This window comes from Ramlibacter sp. AN1133, from assembly GCF_037890035.1.
In the GTDB taxonomy this organism is placed as follows: domain Bacteria; phylum Pseudomonadota; class Gammaproteobacteria; order Burkholderiales; family Burkholderiaceae_C; genus Ramlibacter.
This window is the reverse complement of the sequence record NZ_JBBKTQ010000029.1, coordinates 54130-68860: the sequence shown is the minus strand read 5'-3', so window position 1 is coordinate 68860 and position 14731 is coordinate 54130. Positions and strand designations below refer to the sequence as shown.

Sequence of the window (14731 nt, the reverse complement as noted above, 5' to 3'; positions counted from 1 at the left end):
CCGGTGGCTCGTTAATACCCCGGAGTGCCCCCACCCCTGCCCTCCCCCGGAGGGGGAGGGAGGAATTCAGGAACTCAGACCCGCTCGAGGATCAGCGCGATCCCCTGCCCCACGCCGATGCACATCGTGCACAGCGCGTAGCGGCCGCCGCTCGCGTGCAGCTGGTTCACCGCCGTCGTCGCGAGCCGCGCACCGGACGCACCCAGCGGGTGCCCCAGCGCGATCGCGCCGCCGTTCTGGTTGACGCGCGCGTCGTCGTCCTTCAGGCCCAGCATGCGCAGCACCGCGAGGCCCTGCGCCGCGAAGGCTTCGTTCAGCTCGATCACGTCGATCTGCTCGAGCTTCAGGCCGGTCAGCGCCAGCACCTTCTGCGTGGCCGGCGCGGGGCCGATGCCCATCACGCGCGGCGGCACGCCGGCGGTGGCCATGCCGACCACGCGGGCGCGCGGCGTCAGCCCGTTCTTCGCCGCCGTGGCTTCGTCGGCCAGCAGCAGCGCGCAGGAGCCGTCGTTCACGCCGCTGGCGTTGCCGGCGGTCACGCTGCCGTCCGGCTTGACCACGCCCTTGAGCTTGGCCAGCGCCTCCAGCGAAGTCTCGCGCGGATGTTCGTCCTTGTTCACGACGATCGCCTCGCCCTTCTTCTGCGGGATCGTCACCGGCGTGATCTCGGCGTCGAAGAAGCCGCGCTTTTGCGCCGCCACGGCCTTGAGCTGCGAGGCCAGCGCCATGCGGTCCTGCGCCTCGCGCTCGATCCTGTATTCGACGGCGACGTTCTCCGCCGTCTCCGGCATGGAGTCGACACCGTACTTTTCCTTCATCAGCTTGTTGACGAAGCGCCAGCCGATGGTGGTGTCGTAGACAGCGTTGTTGCGCGAGAAGGCGGAGTCCGCCTTGGGCATGACGAAGGGCGCGCGGCTCATGCTCTCGACGCCGCCGGCGATCATCAACGTGGCTTCGCCGGCCTTGATGGCACGCGCCGCGGTGCCCACGGCATCCAGGCCGGAGCCGCACAGGCGGTTGATGGTGGCGCCGGGCACCTCCAGCGGCAGCCCTGCCAGCAGGCTGGCCATGTGGGCGACGTTGCGGTTGTCCTCGCCGGCCTGGTTGGCGCAGCCGTACAGGACGTCGGTGAGGGCCTGCCAGTCGACCTTGGGATTGCGCGCCATCAGCGCCTTGAGCGGGATGGCCCCGAGGTCGTCGGTGCGCACCGAGGACAGGGCGCCGCCGTAGCGGCCGAAGGGCGTGCGGATCGCATCGCAGATGAAGGCTTGTCTCGTCATGTCAGTCTCCGGTGATCAGGCCGCGATCGGCAGGCCCACGAGTCGTTCCAGTTCCGCGTGGGAGAGGCCCTCGACCTTGTCGACCAGCTCCAGCCCCTGCGGCGTGCACGCCAGCGTACACAGCTCCGTATAGATTTTCTTGACGCAACCGATACCCGTGAGCGGATAGGTGCACCGTTCGACGATCTTGCTCTCGCCCTTCTTGGTCAGCAGGTCCATCATCACCCACGTCTGCCTGGCGCCGATGGCGAGGTCCATGGCACCGCCGACGGCCGGGATCGCGCCGGGCTCGCCGGTGCTCCAGTTGGCCAGGTCGCCCGTGGCGGAGACCTGGAAGGCCCCCAGCACGCAGATGTCGAGGTGGCCGCCGCGCATCATCGCGAACGAGTCGGCGTGGTGAAAATACGCGCCGCCCGGATGCAGCGTCACCGGTTGCTTGCCGGCGTTGATCAGGTCGTAGTCCTCGGCGCCCTCGGCCGGCGCCGGGCCCATGCCCAGGATGCCGTTCTCGCTTTGCAGGATCACCTCGCGGCCGGCGGGGATGTGGTTGGCCACCGTCGTCGGCATGCCGATGCCCAGGTTGACGTAGGCGCCGTCGAAGATGTCCTGCGCCACGCGCCTGGCGAGCTGCTCTTTGGTGCGTTTCTCGTACGTCATCTTCATGCGGCCTTCTTGAAGCCGGCGGCCTGGGTGGCCACGCGGGGAATCTTCACGATGCGGTGGACGAAGATGCCGGGCGTGACGACCGCTTCCGGATCGAGCTCGCCCAGTTCCCTGATCTCGTGCACGCTCGCGACGGTCGTCCTGGCGGCCATCGCCATCACGGGGCCGAAGTTGCGCGCCGCCTTGCGGTACACCAGGTTGCCCCAGCGGTCGCCGGCCTCGGCCTTGATCAGCGCGACGTCGCCGCGGATCGGGTACTCCAGCACGTACTGCTTGCCGTCGATCTCGCGCGTCTCCTTGCCCTTGGCCAGTTCGGTGCCGTAGGCCGTGGGGCAGAAGAAGGCGCCGATGCCGGCGCCCGCGGCCCGCAGGCGCTCGGCCAGGTTGCCTTGCGGCACCAGTTCGAGTTCGAGCTTGCCGCTGCGATAGAGCTCGTCGAACACCCAGCTGTCGACCTGGCGCGGGAAGCTGCAGACGATCTTGCGCACGCGGCCGGACTTCAGCAGTGCGGCCAGGCCGTAGTCGGCATTGCCCGCGTTGTTGTTCACGACGACGAGGTCCTTCGCGCCCTGCGCGATGAGGCCGTCGATCAGTTCGGCGGGGATGCCGGCCGTGCCGAAGCCGCCGATCAGGACGGTGCTGCCGTCGCGCACGTCCGCCAGGGCCTCGGCGGTCGAGGCCACGATCTTGTTGATCATGCGTGGTCCTTGGGAAGGAATCCGGTGGGAGGCCAGTCGCTCGATTGTTCGTATATCGAACAACTGTTCGTATAATGAATTCTAACCGAGCACCTGCCCATGCACCAAGACCCTTCATCCGAGCTGCGCCCGGGCGACTCCTACGTCCAGTCCTTCGCGCGCGGACTCGAAGTGATCCGCTCCTTCAGCGCCAGCGCGCCGCGCCAGACACTCACGGACGTCGCCACGCGCACCGGCCTCACCCGCGCCGGGGCGCGCCGCATCCTGCTGACCTTGCAGACGCTGGGCTACGTGGAAAGCGACGGCAAGCTGTTCGCGCTGACGCCGCGCATCCTCGACCTCGGCTTCGCCTACCTGTCCTCCATGCCGATCTGGAACATCGCCGAGCCGGTGATGGAAACGCTGGTGGAGCAGGTGAAGGAATCGTGTTCCGCAGGCGTGCTGGAAGGGACCGACATCGTCTACGTGCTGCGCGTGTCGACCCGCAAGATCATGCGCAACAGCCTGGGCGTGGGCTCGCGGCTGCCCGCCTACTGCACCTCGCTGGGACGCATGCTGCTCGCGGGCCTGCCGGACGCCGAGGTGCTCGCCCTGCTGCGCGCCAGCCCGATCGAGGCCCGCACCCGCCACACGGTGACCGACGTCGATGCGCTGCTCGCCAAGGTGCAGCAGGCGCGCCGGCAGGGATGGTGCCTGGTGAACCAGGAACTGGAGGAAGGGCTGGTGTCGATGGCAGCGCCGATCGTGGACCGCAGCGGCGCGACGATCGCGGCGCTGAACATCAGCGGGCAGGCGAACCGCACGCCGCCGAGGTTGATGCAGGAGACGATGCTGCCGGCGCTGCGGGAGGCGGGGCGGGAGGTGTCGCAGCGGCTGGGGCGGTAATGTCTTGCGAAGGAGGGTTGTTCGTAGGCTGGCGCTGAGCCGCGCCAGCGCGCGAAGCCCAGCGCTTCGCGCAGCTCGCGCTAACGCTGGGCTTTCGCTTCGCTCCAGCGCCAGCCTACGAAAAGCCGCCTACCCGATCTGCGTCGTGATCTCGAACTTCTTGTGCAGCGCCTTGTGCAGCGGGCACGCATTGGCCACCCGCATCAGGTCGTCCTTCTGCTGCTGCGACAAGGCACCCCCCAAGGTGATCTTCCGCTCCATCCGGTACACCGCGTCGTCCTCGTCGTGCACCAGGCTCACCTCCACGCTGTCCAGCGGGTACTGCTTGCGCTTGGCGTAAAGCTGCAGCGTGAGGATCGTGCAGGCGACCAGCGAGGAGTCCAGCAGGTCGTGCGGATCGGGGTCCTGGCCCGAGCCGCCCTGGGACGCGGAGAGGTCCGCGCGCCAGCGTTCGTCCTTGAGGGACAGTTCGACGGCGGTGCTGCCCGCGATGCTGCGGCCCTGGACGGGGGCGGAAGACTTGGCCATGGGGCGCTCCGGGGATGGGGAGGCGCCCATTCTGCAGCGGCTTGCGCGGGGCCGGGGGTGCGGCGCCTCGCGCAGCGCTGGGGTTCCGGCGCGTTCGCGCGTCACCGCCAGCCTACCCGGCGCGTTCGCACGTCACCGCCAGCCCACCCGGCGGTTTCGCGCGTCACCGCCAGCCTACCAGGCGGTTTCGCGCGCCACCCCCGCCGTGCGGCCGTCCGACGGAAGCGATCTCAGCCGATCTCGCGCAGGCGCTGGTCCTGGCGTTTCACCAGGAAGCGGATGTCCTCGACATCCTGCGCCGACAGCTTCGGGCCCGGCTTGCGCACGAAGTCCGACGCGATCACGCCGCGCTCCTTGAACAGGAACTTGCGCACCGCGAGGCCCACCCCGGCCTGCTGCTCGTACTTCGCCAGCGGCAGGTAGGCATCGAAGAGGTCGTGTGCGCGCTCGCGCTCGCCGCGCGCATGCGCCGCCACCACGTCGACCATCATCTCCGGGTAGGCGAAACCCGTCATGGCGCCGTCGGCGCCGCGCGTGAGTTCCTCCGGCAGGAACAGGCCGCCGCCGTTGCCGGTGAGGATGGAGACGCGCTGGATCTCGCCCTTCTGGCTCGCCGCGCGGATCGTGGAGAGCTTCGCCAGCCCCGGCCAGTCCTCGTGCTTGAGCATCACGCAGGTCGGCGAATTCTTCAGGATGCGCAGGATCACCGAAGGCGCCATCTGCACGCCGGTGGACACGGGATGGTCCTGCAGCACCCAGGGCACCTTCGCGCCCAGCGTCTCGTCGACCATCTGGAAGTACGACACGATCTGGTCGTCGGTGCGCAGCGTGGACGGCGGCGCGACCATGACGCCGGAGGCGCCGAGGTCCATGACCGAATCGGTCAGTTCCTTCATCGCGGCGAAGCCGGGAGCCGAGGCGCCCACCACCACCGGCACCCGGCCGCCCACGCGCGCGAGCACCTGCTTCACGTAGACGCGCGACTCCTCCATGGTGAGCTTGGTGGCCTCGCCCATGATGCCCAGCACGGTGAGGCCGGTGACGCCCGCATCCAGGCAGAAGTCCACCATGCGGTCGGTGCTGGCGAGGTCCAGTGCGCCGCTGTCGGCGAACGGGGTGACGGTGATGAGGTAGACGCCCTTGGCGCCGCGATCGAGCTGGTTCACTGCGGATGTTCAGGTCAGGTGACGGTAGGCCGATTCTCGCCTGCCCCCGGCACCTCGCGGCGCAGCAGCTGCATCGCCATCGCGGCGAGCACCAGCACGATGCCCACCAGGTCCGCCATCCAGCCGGGATAGGCCAGCAGCACGCCGGCCACCAGGAACAGTGCACGCTCGATCTTCGTCGTCTTGCGCAGCGCCCAGCCCTGGAAGCCCGCCGCGAGCGCGGCGATGCCCAGCGCGCAGGTCAGCGTCACTTCGGCGATGGACCACCAGTTCGCGTCCGCCAGCGCCTTGGTGGACCCCATCAGCAGCAGGCCCTGGCCGCTCGGGTCGAGCACGAACATGAAGGGCACGAGGAAGGCCGGCACCGTGTACTTCCAGCATTGCAGCGTGGTCTTGTACGGATCGCCGCCGGTGATCGCGGCGGCCGCGAACGGCGACAGCGCGGTGGGCGGCGAGACCTCGGACAGCACCGCGTAGTAGAAGATGAACATGTGCGCGGCGAAGTCGGGCACGCCCAGCTTGGTCAGCGCGGGGGCGGCGATCACGGCGCAGATGATGTACGAGGCCGTCACCGGCACGGCCAGGCCGATGACCCACACCACCAGCGAGGTGAAGATCGCCGTGAGCAGCAGCGAGCCGCCCGCGTAGTCGATCACGATCTGGCTGAACTTCAGCCCCAGGCCCGTGAGCGTGACGGTGCCCACGATGATGCCGGCGCCGGCGCAGGTGGTCGCCACGTTCAGCACGCCGATCGAGCCGCCTTCCATCGCCTTGAGGAAGGGCGAATTCCACAGCTTCCTGCCCACGCCGGGGCCGCGGAAGGTGTCGTACGGGATCAGCGCGGTGTCGCTGCGCAGCAGGCTCGTGAGGCCCGAGACCACCGTCGCCCAGAACACCGACAGCACCGGCGAGAAGCCCCACAACATGAACCCGACGATGGAGACCAGCGAGAGGAAGTGGAACCAGTAGCGCCGCGTGAGGTGCCAGACGGTATCGACCTTCTCGAACACCGTCTCGTGCATGCCGAACTTGCGCGCGTCGATCTCCACCATCAGGAACAGCGCGAAATAGAACAGCACCGTCGGGATGCACGCCATCAGCAGCACATCCAGGTAGGAGATCTTCAGGAATTCGGCGATCAGGAAGGCCGCGGCGCCCAGCACCGGCGGCGAGATGATCGCCCCGAGGCCGCCGGCCGCCAGCAGCCCGCCCGCGGCGTTCTTCTCGTAGCCCACCTTGCGCAGCATCGGGTACGCCACCGAGCCGAGCGTCACCGTCGTGGCCACGCCGGAGCCCGAAGGACCGCCGAGCAGGAAGGACGCGAGCACCACGGTGCGGCCCGCGCCGGTGGGCTTGCCGCCCATCGCGGAAAAGGAGAAGTCGAGGTAGAACTTGCCGGCGCCCGAGTACTGCAGGAAGGCGCCGAAGATGGTGAACAGGATGATGAGCGAGGACGACACGTCCACCGCGCTGCCGAAGATGCCTTCGAGCGTCATGTACATCACGCCCACCAGCCGGCCGATCTCGTAGCCCTTGTGCGTCCAGGGCGCGGGCAGCCAGGGGCCGCCCAGCGCATAGAGCAGGAAGGCCACGCAGATCACCGGCATCACCCAGCCGGAGGTGCGGCGCATGCCCTCCAGCACCAGCACGATCAGCGCGAGGCCGAACGCGATGTCCAGCGGCAGCGGCGAGGTGTTGCGGTCGGTGAAGTCGTCGCCGCCCTGGATCGCGTACACGACGACCGCGATGGCGAGGAAGGCGGCCACCCAGTCCCACCACATCACGCGGTGGCGGAAGCGCGCCGAGATCGGGAAGACCAGGAACACGAGGAACAGCACGAAGGACACGTGCACCGGCCGCAGCGTCTGCGTGGGCACGATCGCGTAGGCCGTGTACAGGTGGAAGACCGACATCACGACGGCCGTCAGCGTGACGAACACGGCCAGCCAGCCCCTGAGCTTGTTGGCCGCGCCCTCCTCCTGCTCGATGTACTCCTCGGCCTTCAGCAGCGCCGCCGCGTCGAGCGAAGCGCTGAGCTCGACGCGCTCCGCCTTGTGGTCGTTCCCGGTCATGTCGGCATCAGTTCAGCTTGATGCCCTTTTCGGCGAAGTACTTGACGGCGCCCGGGTGCCACGGCACCGGGCTCGCTTCCTTCTTCTGGTTCTCCATCCTGATGTTCTCGGCTTCCTTGTGCACCGCGACGATGTCGGCCTTGTGGTCGAACACGGCCTTCACGATGTTGTAGGCCGTCTTCTCGTCCATGTTCTCGTTGGCCACCAGGATGTTCTGCACGGTGGCCTGGTGGTTGTCGGTTTCCATGCCCTTGTAGACCGACTTCGGGATCACGTCCTGCACGTACAGGTTGCCGTACTTCTTGTTCATCGCCGGCACCAGCTCGGCGTGGTCCACCATCTTGATCTTGTTGCCGGGCGTGTTGGCCAGGTCGGACACGGCGGCGGTGGGCAGGCCGCCCACCCAGAAGAAGGCGTCGATCTTGCCGTCCTTCAGCGCGTTGACGGACTCGGCGACCGAGAGGCGCTCGCGCTTCATGTCCTTGTCCTTGTCCATGCCGGCGGCCTCGATGAGGCGGAAGGCCATGACCTCGGTGGCGCTGCCGGGCGAGCCGGTCGAGACGCGCTTGCCCTTCAGGTCGGAGAACTTCGCGATGCCCTTGCCTTCGACGGTCACGACGTGCATGCGGTTGGGGTACAGCACCACCAGCGTGCGCACCGGCACCTTGCTGCCCTTGAACTTGTCCTCGCCCTTGAGGGCGTCCTGCGCGGCGTCGCTCATGCTGAAGGCGACATAGGGCTTGCCGCTGCCGATCAGCTTGAGGTTGTCGACCGAGCCGCCGGTGACTTCCGCCGTGGCCTGCATGCCCGGCACGAACTTGGACAGCACGGCCGCGAGGCCGCCGCCCATGGGGTAGTACACGCCGCCGGTGCCGCCGGTGGCGATCGAGATGTTCTGGGCTTGCGCGGCCAGGACCACCGCAAGGGCGGCCATCAGGCCCAGGAAGACGCTCCTGAGGAACTTCATGCTTGTCTCCGTAGTAGTGACGTTCCGTCCGCGGGTCGGCGGCGGGCGCGGCCCATTCTGTCAGCGACCGCCCTGGTGGTGTGTGGGGGGTTTCCAGCACTCGGGGGCAGCCCGGCCGCGTTGGCGTGCTAACCTGAAAGCATGTTCAATCCGTCCCAGGAAGACGTGCGCCGCTTCTTCTGCGGCGTGCACGCCAAGGCGCGCGCCGGCGGGCTGCTGGATGCGCTCGAGACCCTGGCGAGCGAGTGGCTCAAGGAGCATCCGGAGTACGAACCGGAGCTGCAGGATGCCGAGGCGGCCGTGGCCCGCGTCTACGACGCAACGGGCGGCCAGTCCAATCCCTTCCTCCACCTGTCCATGCACCTGTCGATCAGCGAGCAGTGCTCGATCGACCAGCCGCGCGGCATCCGGCAGGCGGTGGAACTGCTGGCCGTGCGCCGCAACTCGCTGCACGACGCGCATCACGAGGCGATGGAATGCCTCGGCCAGATGCTGTGGGAAAGCCAGCGTGCCGGACGGCCGCCGGACGGGCAGGCGTACGTGGAGTGCGTGCAGCGGCGGGCGACGCGCTGACGCAAATGAAAAGCGGCCCCGCAGGGCCGCCTTGACTCGGGGAACGCAGCGCTCAGTGCTTGTGGAAGCGCGGCTCCGGGATCGTCGCCACTTCGCCATCGAGCGAGCCGACGTACTGCGCGATCGCCTTGAGTTCGGCGTTGGAGAACTGCTTGGCGATGGCGCCCATGATGCCGTTGCTGCGGCCCACGGCGGGATTGTTCTCGGTCTTGTACGCCTTGAGCGCATGGAACAGGTAGTCGGAATGCTGGCCGGCGATCTTCGGATAGCTGGGGTCGATCGGCTTGGAGAAGTTGGCGCCGTGGCACGAAGCGCAGTTGGCCTTCTGGACCAGGCCGGCCACCTGCGTGCTCGGCTCGCGGTTCGGCTTGTCGCCGGGGACCTTGCGTTCTTCCTTGCCCAGGTTCTCGTAGAACGCCGCGATGTCCGCGATGTCCTGCTCGGAGAGCGTCTCGGCGATGCCGCGCATGGTGGGATGCTTGCGGTCGCCGGTCTTGTACGCGTTCAGCGCCGCGGCGATGTACTTGGCGCTCTGCCCCGCGATCATCGGGACCTTGTACACCTCGGGGAAGCTCGCCTGGTAGCCCTTGATGTTGTGGCAGCCGAAGCACATCGCCGTCTTGGCTTCGAGCGACTTCGGGCTGGCGGGCGCGGCCGCCGGCTTGGCGGCAGCGGGGGCCCCCGCAACTGGCGTGCCGCTCGCGCCCGCAGCGGGCGTCTGCGCCTGGGCCACAGTGGCCGCCAGCGTGGTCACGCAAGCGACAGACAGGGCGAAAACCGTGGTGAACAGATTCTTCATTTTGCGCGCACAATCTGACGGAGGTCAGTTACTTTCGATCAACCGGCGATTATAAGGGGCCCTCTCCCCGCGCCCTTCCCACCCCCGATTCCATGAAGTTCCAAGGCTCGCAGAACTACGTCGCCACGCAGGACCTGATGCTGGCGGTGAACGCATCCATCACCCTGAAGCGGCCGCTGCTGGTCAAGGGCGAACCCGGGACGGGCAAGACGATGCTGGCCGAGGAAGTGGCGGAGGCGCTGCACATGCCGCTGCTGCAGTGGCACATCAAGTCCACCACGAAGGCGCAGCAGGGGCTGTACGAATACGACGCAGTGAGCCGGCTGCGCGATTCGCAGCTGGGCGACCAGCGCGTCAAGGACATCCACAACTACATCGTCAAGGGCGTGCTGTGGCAGGCCTTCACGGCGGACCAGCCGGTGGCGCTGCTGATCGACGAGATCGACAAGGCCGACATCGAATTCCCCAACGACCTGCTGCGCGAACTGGACCGGATGGAGTTCTACGTCTACGAGACGCGCGAGCTGGTCAAGGCGATCCACCGGCCGCTGGTGTTCATCACCTCGAACAACGAGAAGGAGCTGCCCGACGCCTTCCTGCGCCGCTGCTTCTTCCACTACATCAAGTTCCCCGACGCGGAGACGATGAAGCTGATCGTCGACGTGCACTTCCCCGGCCTGAAGAAGGAGCTGCTCACGTCGGCGATGAAGACCTTCTACGACGTGCGCAACCTGCCGGGCCTGAAGAAGAAGCCCAGCACCTCCGAGCTGCTCGACTGGCTCAAGCTGCTGGTGGCCGAGGACATCCCGGTCGAGGCGCTGCAAAGCAAGGACGACAAGGTGGCGGTGCCGCCGCTGGTGGGCGCGCTGCTGAAGAACGAACAGGACGTGACCCTGTTCGAGAAGCTGGTGTTCATGCAGCGGCACAACCGCTGAAGGCCATGGTGCGCGCAGCGCATGCTTTCCTGCTGGCGGCCTGCTGCTTCGCGGCCGGAGCTTCGGCGCAGGTGCCGACCGCCGCCCAGGCCAACCCCGAGGAACTGCGGCGCGCCTGCGCCGCGCTGCCGGCGACGCCCACCGATGCGCTCGAGACGGCGCGCCGCGCCGAGTGCCTGCTGGCGGGCCTGGTTCCCAGCGACAAGCCCCTCGAGGAGGCCCGCGCGCTGGCCCGCGCCGCGCTCGCCAAGGGCGAGCCGGCGGGCGGCCTGCTGCTCTACATGGCGTTCCGCGCCGATCCCGCCACCCAGGTCCTGCGCGAAGGCAAGGTCGACCCCGAGGCGTACCGGCGGTTCGCGGGCCGCCCGCTGGCGCAACGGCGCGAGGAGATCGAGGCCATCGAAGGCCTGGGCTTCGCGGCCGGCAGGAACAACCGGGCCGCCGGCGCGCTACTGGCCGCGTACTTCCACGACACGCTGGCCCCCGGCAACGTGACGCGCCTGGGCGCGTTGACGGCGCTGCTGGCGCGCAACGGGGACCACGGCGACACGATCCGGCGCTTCGCGCGCGAAGCCGAGGCGATCGAGCGCCAGGGCTCGGGCACCAAGGCTTCCGCCAGCGCCTTCCTCACCATCTACAACCATGCCGCGGCCGCCGCGAAGGCGGGCTACCGCGAACAGACCGGCGGCCGCACCTGCGACGAGGCCAGGCTGAAATCCGTCAGCGCGGGCGAGGTCGAGGGTGCCGAGTTCCTGCCCCTCACCGGCAACCTGGTCGCGCAGTCCTACCTCGTGCGCGGCCACTGGAGCGAGTTCTGGCGCTTCCAGGCCTGCGGCCAGGAAGTGCCGGTGAAGGTCACCTTCGAGGCCGATGGCGGCGGCGGCAGCAACTCCAGGGCCATCCACAACAAGGGCGCCTGAGGTCACCATGAAGAAGCCCGAACCCCTCACGCTCTCCGATGCCCGCGTGCGCCTCGCGCCCATGACCGCCGACCATGCCGCGGCCCTGGAAGCGGCTGCGCGCGACGGCGAACTGTGGAACCTGCGCGTCACCTCCGTGCCCGCACCGGGCGAAACGGCGGCGTACGTCGCCGCGGCCCTCCAGGGATACGAGGATGGCCACATGCTGCCCTTCGTGGTCATCGACGCGGCGAGCGGCCGCGTCATCGGCACGACCCGCTACCACGACATCGTCCCGGCGGTGGAGCGGCTGGAGATCGGCTACACCTGGTACGGCAAGTCCTGGCAGCGCACGCACGTCAACACCGGCTGCAAGCTGCTGCTGATGCAGCATGCGTTCGAAACGCTGGGCGCGCAGCTGGTGGGCTGGCGCACCGACAACTACAACTTCGCCAGCCAGCGCGCCATCGAGCGCCTGGGCGCGAAGAAGGACGGCGTGCTGCGCCACCACGCGCTGCGCCGCGACGGCACGGTGCGCGACACGGTGATGTACAGCGTCGCCGCCGGCGAGTGGCCCGAGGTGAAGGCGCACCTTCGGTACCAGCTGGCGCGGCCGCGCGAGTGAGGGAAACGCGATGCTGATCGACTTCTTCTACACCCTGCGCAGCGCCAAGCTGCCCGTCTCCGTCAAGGAGTACCTGACGCTCGTCGAGGCGCTCAAGGAAGGCGTCGTGGGCCCCGCCAGCGACGGTGCCTGGAGCATCGACGACTTCTACTACCTCGCCCGCACCGCGCTGGTGAAGGACGAGAAGCACTACGACAAGTTCGACCGCGCGTTCGCGGCCTACTTCAAGGGCGTGGAGCTGATCGCCGACTTCAGCAAGGACATCCCGCTGGAGTGGCTGCGCAAGAACCTGGAGCTCGAACTCTCCCCGGAGGAGAAGGCGAAGATCGAGAAGATGGGGTGGGACGAGCTGATGGAGACGCTCAGGAAGCGCTTCGAGGAGCAGAAGGAACGCCACGAGGGCGGCAGCAAGATGATAGGCACCGGCGGCACCTCGCCGTTCGGCGCCTACGGCTTCAATCCGCAGGGCATCCGCATCGGGCAGGACAAGGGGCGCAACAAGAGTGCCGTGAAGGTGTGGGACCAGCGCGCCTACAAGGACTACGACGACAGCCAGGAACTGGGCACGCGCAACCTCAAGATCGCGCTGCGGCGGCTGCGCAAGTTCGCGCGCGAGGGCGCCGAGGAGGAACTGGACCTCGACGACACCATCAAGTCCACCGCCGCCAACGCCGGCTGGCTCGATATCCGGATGGTGCCGGAGCGGCACAACAACGTGAAGGTGCTGCTGCTGATGGACGTGGGCGGCACGATGGACGAACACATCCACCGCGTCGAGGAGATGTTCTCCGCCGCGAAGGCGGAGTTCAAGCACCTGGAGTTCTACTACTTCCACAACTGCGTCTACGACTTCATGTGGAAGAACAACCGCCGGCGCTTTTCCGAGAAGTTCCCGACCTGGGACATCATCCGCAAGTACAACAAGGACTACAAGCTGATCTTCGTGGGCGACGCCACGATGAGCCCGTACGAGATCCTGCAGCCCGGGGGCAGCGTCGAATACAACAACGAGGAAGCCGGCGCCGAATGGCTGCAGCGCCTGACCGGCGCCTTCCCGAAGTTCGTGTGGATCAACCCGGAGCCGCAGGGCGTGTGGCAGTACCGCCAGAGCATCGCGGTCATCCAGCAACTGGTGAACCACCGGATGTACCCGCTGACCATCAAGGGCCTGGAAGAGGCCATGCGCCTGCTAACCAAATGATCCGCTCCCTCTCCCCCTCGGGGGAGAGGGATGGGGTGAGGGGGTTGCTGAGAGTCTCGCCGACAGCTGTCGGGGGGACAGCGGCGCAGAGCGCCGCTGGTACCACCGACAGGAATCGAACCTGTATCTAGCGCTTAGGAGGCGCTCGTTCTATCCATTGAACTACGGCGGCGGGGCCGCCATTGTATGGCGCGCGGCGCAGGCCTTCCCGCCGGGGCTCAGAAGTGCGCCACCTCCAGCGCGCGCACCGCGACGAAGACGCACACGCCGGTGAGGAACAGCAGCCAGGGGCCGGGGCGCGCATTCAGGCGGGGGAACAGCAGCAGCACCGTCAGGCGATGGGACCGCTCGCAATCGCGGCCTTCGCGGGACGACTCCACGTACGCACCCTCGGGAAGGGCCGTGTGGCGGGGTGCGAAGGGCAGTTGCATTATTGGGGTCCGATGCTGCGTGCTGTCTCCAGAGTAGGCAAGCAAAACGCCCGGAATTGTAGGTAAAACGCTACAGCCGGCGTGAGAAGGCGGATGGACGGCGGCGGCCGTCACGACCCCGTCAAGAGTCTCGCGGCGGGCAGGCAACAGGCGGCGCGATGCTGCGGCGCCGCACCCGGCGAGGGTCAGTGCCCGATGAATCCCGCGATGGCGGCGAGGAACTGCTGCGGCGCCTGCAACTGCGGTACATGGGCGCAACCTGGCAGCAGCACGAAGCGCGCGTCCGGCAGCAGCGAGGCCAGCTCGCGGGCCATCTCCGGCGGCGTGGCCTCGTCCTGCTCGCCCACCAGCACCAGCACCGGCAGCTTCACGCCGCGGGCCTCCGCGCGCAGGTCGAGGCCGGCGAGCGCGGTGCAGGCGGCGTGGAAGGTTTCCGGATGCACCGCGACGAACCGCGCGCGGCGTTGCTCGATCAGCTCCGGATGCGCCGCCTGGAACGCGGGCGCGAACAGGCGCCGCATCGCGACGTCCGAGATCGCCGCCAGCCCCTTGGCGGCGGCAGCGGCGGACATGTTGCGGAACGCCTGGCGCCCCGGTTCGGAAAAGGCCGCGCCGCAATCGGCCAGCACCAGCCGCGCGGCGATGGCGGGATGCCGGATCGCCGTCAGCAGGGCGACGAAGCCGCCGTAGCCGTTGCCCAGGACGACCGGGGTCTGCTCCAGGCGCAGCGCCCGGATCGCGTCCGCCGTGCGGTCGGCGACCGCCTCCAGCCCGCCCGCCACCGGATGCGAGCCGCCGAAGCCCGGCAGGTCCAGCATGACCACGCGGTGCGTCGCCGCCAGCAGCACCGCGAGCGGCTCGAAGCTCGTTCGGTCCGCCAGCAGCGAATGCAGCAGCACGATCGGCCGGCCGGCGCCCAGCACGCGGGCGGTGACGGTCTCATCGCCCACGGCGATGCGGATTTCATCGCCCAGCGGCGCTTGCGTGGCGTTGGACATGGGGGGCCTTT

16 protein-coding genes and 1 tRNA gene are annotated in these 14731 nt (G+C 68.2%); 6 read left to right on the top strand and 11 right to left on the bottom strand.

Annotation, left to right across the window (positions count from 1 at the left end; all coding sequences use genetic code 11):
- Nucleotides 1-74 precede the first annotated feature (74 nt).
- Genes pcaF through WG923_RS26510 form a run of 3 tightly spaced genes read right to left on the bottom strand, consistent with a single transcriptional unit; the run spans nt 75 to nt 2641 of the window.
- On the bottom strand, nt 75-1280 hold the full coding sequence (pcaF, locus tag WG923_RS26520) for a 3-oxoadipyl-CoA thiolase (protein ID WP_340354029.1): 1206 nt from the start codon (nt 1278-1280) through the stop codon (nt 75-77).
- Nucleotides 1281-1295: 15 nt separating this feature from the next.
- Nucleotides 1296-1937 carry a 3-oxoacid CoA-transferase subunit B gene (locus WG923_RS26515; RefSeq protein ID WP_340354030.1) on the bottom strand — a complete coding sequence of 214 codons (642 nt, stop codon included), beginning with the start codon at nt 1935-1937 and terminating at the stop codon, nt 1296-1298.
- Between the two features lie 2 nt (nt 1938-1939).
- Nucleotides 1940-2641 (bottom strand): 3-oxoacid CoA-transferase subunit A, encoded by a 702-nt coding sequence (locus WG923_RS26510; protein WP_340354028.1) that lies wholly within the window; start codon nt 2639-2641, stop codon nt 1940-1942.
- 99 nt (nt 2642-2740) lie between these two features.
- Here WG923_RS26510 and WG923_RS26505 point away from each other — a divergent pair, with 99 nt between their 5' ends.
- Entirely contained in the window at nt 2741-3526 is a 786-nt protein-coding gene (locus WG923_RS26505; protein ID WP_340354027.1) for an IclR family transcriptional regulator domain-containing protein, read from the top strand.
- Between the two features lie 129 nt (nt 3527-3655).
- Here the strand turns inward: WG923_RS26505 and WG923_RS26500 are convergent, their stop codons facing one another.
- The 4 genes from WG923_RS26500 to WG923_RS26485 form a co-directional block, all read right to left on the bottom strand.
- Nucleotides 3656-4054 (bottom strand): OsmC family protein, encoded by a 399-nt coding sequence (locus WG923_RS26500; RefSeq protein ID WP_340354026.1) that lies wholly within the window; start codon nt 4052-4054, stop codon nt 3656-3658.
- A gap of 230 nt (nt 4055-4284) precedes the next feature.
- On the bottom strand, nt 4285-5220 hold the full coding sequence (locus WG923_RS26495) for a dihydrodipicolinate synthase family protein (protein WP_340354025.1): 936 nt from the start codon (nt 5218-5220) through the stop codon (nt 4285-4287).
- 14 nt (nt 5221-5234) lie between these two features.
- Nucleotides 5235-7292: a TRAP transporter permease gene (locus tag WG923_RS26490; RefSeq protein ID WP_340354024.1), complete on the bottom strand. Its 2058-nt coding sequence runs from the start codon at nt 7290-7292 to the stop codon at nt 5235-5237.
- 7 nt (nt 7293-7299) lie between these two features.
- Nucleotides 7300-8259 (bottom strand): TAXI family TRAP transporter solute-binding subunit, encoded by a 960-nt coding sequence (locus WG923_RS26485; RefSeq protein WP_340354023.1) that lies wholly within the window; start codon nt 8257-8259, stop codon nt 7300-7302.
- Between the two features lie 141 nt (nt 8260-8400).
- Here WG923_RS26485 and WG923_RS26480 point away from each other — a divergent pair, with 141 nt between their 5' ends.
- Nucleotides 8401-8832: a DUF1841 family protein gene (locus WG923_RS26480; RefSeq protein WP_340354022.1), complete on the top strand. Its 432-nt coding sequence runs from the start codon at nt 8401-8403 to the stop codon at nt 8830-8832.
- Between the two features lie 52 nt (nt 8833-8884).
- Here WG923_RS26480 and WG923_RS26475 read toward each other — a convergent pair whose 3' ends face one another.
- On the bottom strand, nt 8885-9631 hold the full coding sequence (locus tag WG923_RS26475; RefSeq protein WP_340354021.1) for a c-type cytochrome: 747 nt from the start codon (nt 9629-9631) through the stop codon (nt 8885-8887).
- 92 nt (nt 9632-9723) lie between these two features.
- On the opposite strand from WG923_RS26475, the gene WG923_RS26470 reads away from it, so the two are divergent.
- From WG923_RS26470 to WG923_RS26455, 4 genes are read left to right on the top strand one after another with little or no spacing between them, the layout of a single operon-like run.
- Nucleotides 9724-10566 carry an AAA family ATPase gene (locus WG923_RS26470; protein ID WP_340354020.1) on the top strand — a complete coding sequence of 281 codons (843 nt, stop codon included), beginning with the start codon at nt 9724-9726 and terminating at the stop codon, nt 10564-10566.
- Between the two features lie 5 nt (nt 10567-10571).
- Nucleotides 10572-11486 carry a hypothetical protein gene (locus WG923_RS26465; protein WP_340354019.1) on the top strand — a complete coding sequence of 305 codons (915 nt, stop codon included), beginning with the start codon at nt 10572-10574 and terminating at the stop codon, nt 11484-11486.
- Nucleotides 11487-11493: 7 nt separating this feature from the next.
- Complete coding sequence (locus WG923_RS26460; protein ID WP_340354018.1) at nt 11494-12090, top strand: GNAT family N-acetyltransferase; 597 nt, start codon at nt 11494-11496, stop codon at nt 12088-12090.
- A 10-nt stretch (nt 12091-12100) separates the two neighbouring features.
- A complete protein-coding gene (locus tag WG923_RS26455) occupies nt 12101-13291 on the top strand; it encodes a vWA domain-containing protein (protein WP_340354017.1) in 1191 nt (396 codons plus the stop codon).
- A 97-nt stretch (nt 13292-13388) separates the two neighbouring features.
- Here WG923_RS26455 and WG923_RS26450 read toward each other — a convergent pair.
- From WG923_RS26450 to WG923_RS26440, 3 genes are all read right to left on the bottom strand, one after another.
- A tRNA-Arg gene (locus tag WG923_RS26450) sits at nt 13389-13463 on the bottom strand.
- Nucleotides 13464-13509: 46 nt separating this feature from the next.
- Nucleotides 13510-13722 (bottom strand): hypothetical protein, encoded by a 213-nt coding sequence (locus WG923_RS26445; protein WP_340354016.1) that lies wholly within the window; start codon nt 13720-13722, stop codon nt 13510-13512.
- 185 nt (nt 13723-13907) lie between these two features.
- Nucleotides 13908-14720 (bottom strand): alpha/beta fold hydrolase, encoded by an 813-nt coding sequence (locus tag WG923_RS26440; protein ID WP_340354015.1) that lies wholly within the window; start codon nt 14718-14720, stop codon nt 13908-13910.
- Nucleotides 14721-14731: the final 11 nt, after the last annotated feature.

What these genes read in the sequence shown, in the direction of transcription:
- WG923_RS26485 (WP_340354023.1), bottom strand. Translation starts at nt 8,259, where the DNA reads ATGAAGTTCCTCAGGAGCGTCTTCCTGGGCCTGATGGCCGCCCTTGCG.
- WG923_RS26470 (WP_340354020.1), top strand. Translation starts at nt 9,724, where the DNA reads ATGAAGTTCCAAGGCTCGCAGAACTACGTCGCCACGCAGGACCTGATG.
- WG923_RS26500 (WP_340354026.1), bottom strand. Translation starts at nt 4,054, where the DNA reads ATGGCCAAGTCTTCCGCCCCCGTCCAGGGCCGCAGCATCGCGGGCAGC.
- WG923_RS26455 (WP_340354017.1), top strand. Translation starts at nt 12,101, where the DNA reads ATGCTGATCGACTTCTTCTACACCCTGCGCAGCGCCAAGCTGCCCGTC.
- WG923_RS26460 (WP_340354018.1), top strand. Translation starts at nt 11,494, where the DNA reads ATGAAGAAGCCCGAACCCCTCACGCTCTCCGATGCCCGCGTGCGCCTC.
- WG923_RS26490 (WP_340354024.1), bottom strand. Translation starts at nt 7,292, where the DNA reads ATGACCGGGAACGACCACAAGGCGGAGCGCGTCGAGCTCAGCGCTTCG.
- pcaF (WP_340354029.1), bottom strand. Translation starts at nt 1,280, where the DNA reads ATGACGAGACAAGCCTTCATCTGCGATGCGATCCGCACGCCCTTCGGC.
- WG923_RS26505 (WP_340354027.1), top strand. Translation starts at nt 2,741, where the DNA reads ATGCACCAAGACCCTTCATCCGAGCTGCGCCCGGGCGACTCCTACGTC.
- WG923_RS26475 (WP_340354021.1), bottom strand. Translation starts at nt 9,631, where the DNA reads ATGAAGAATCTGTTCACCACGGTTTTCGCCCTGTCTGTCGCTTGCGTG.
- WG923_RS26445 (WP_340354016.1), bottom strand. Translation starts at nt 13,722, where the DNA reads ATGCAACTGCCCTTCGCACCCCGCCACACGGCCCTTCCCGAGGGTGCG.
- WG923_RS26480 (WP_340354022.1), top strand. Translation starts at nt 8,401, where the DNA reads ATGTTCAATCCGTCCCAGGAAGACGTGCGCCGCTTCTTCTGCGGCGTG.
- WG923_RS26510 (WP_340354028.1), bottom strand. Translation starts at nt 2,641, where the DNA reads ATGATCAACAAGATCGTGGCCTCGACCGCCGAGGCCCTGGCGGACGTG.
- WG923_RS26440 (WP_340354015.1), bottom strand. Translation starts at nt 14,720, where the DNA reads ATGTCCAACGCCACGCAAGCGCCGCTGGGCGATGAAATCCGCATCGCC.
- WG923_RS26515 (WP_340354030.1), bottom strand. Translation starts at nt 1,937, where the DNA reads ATGACGTACGAGAAACGCACCAAAGAGCAGCTCGCCAGGCGCGTGGCG.
- WG923_RS26465 (WP_340354019.1), top strand. Translation starts at nt 10,572, where the DNA reads ATGGTGCGCGCAGCGCATGCTTTCCTGCTGGCGGCCTGCTGCTTCGCG.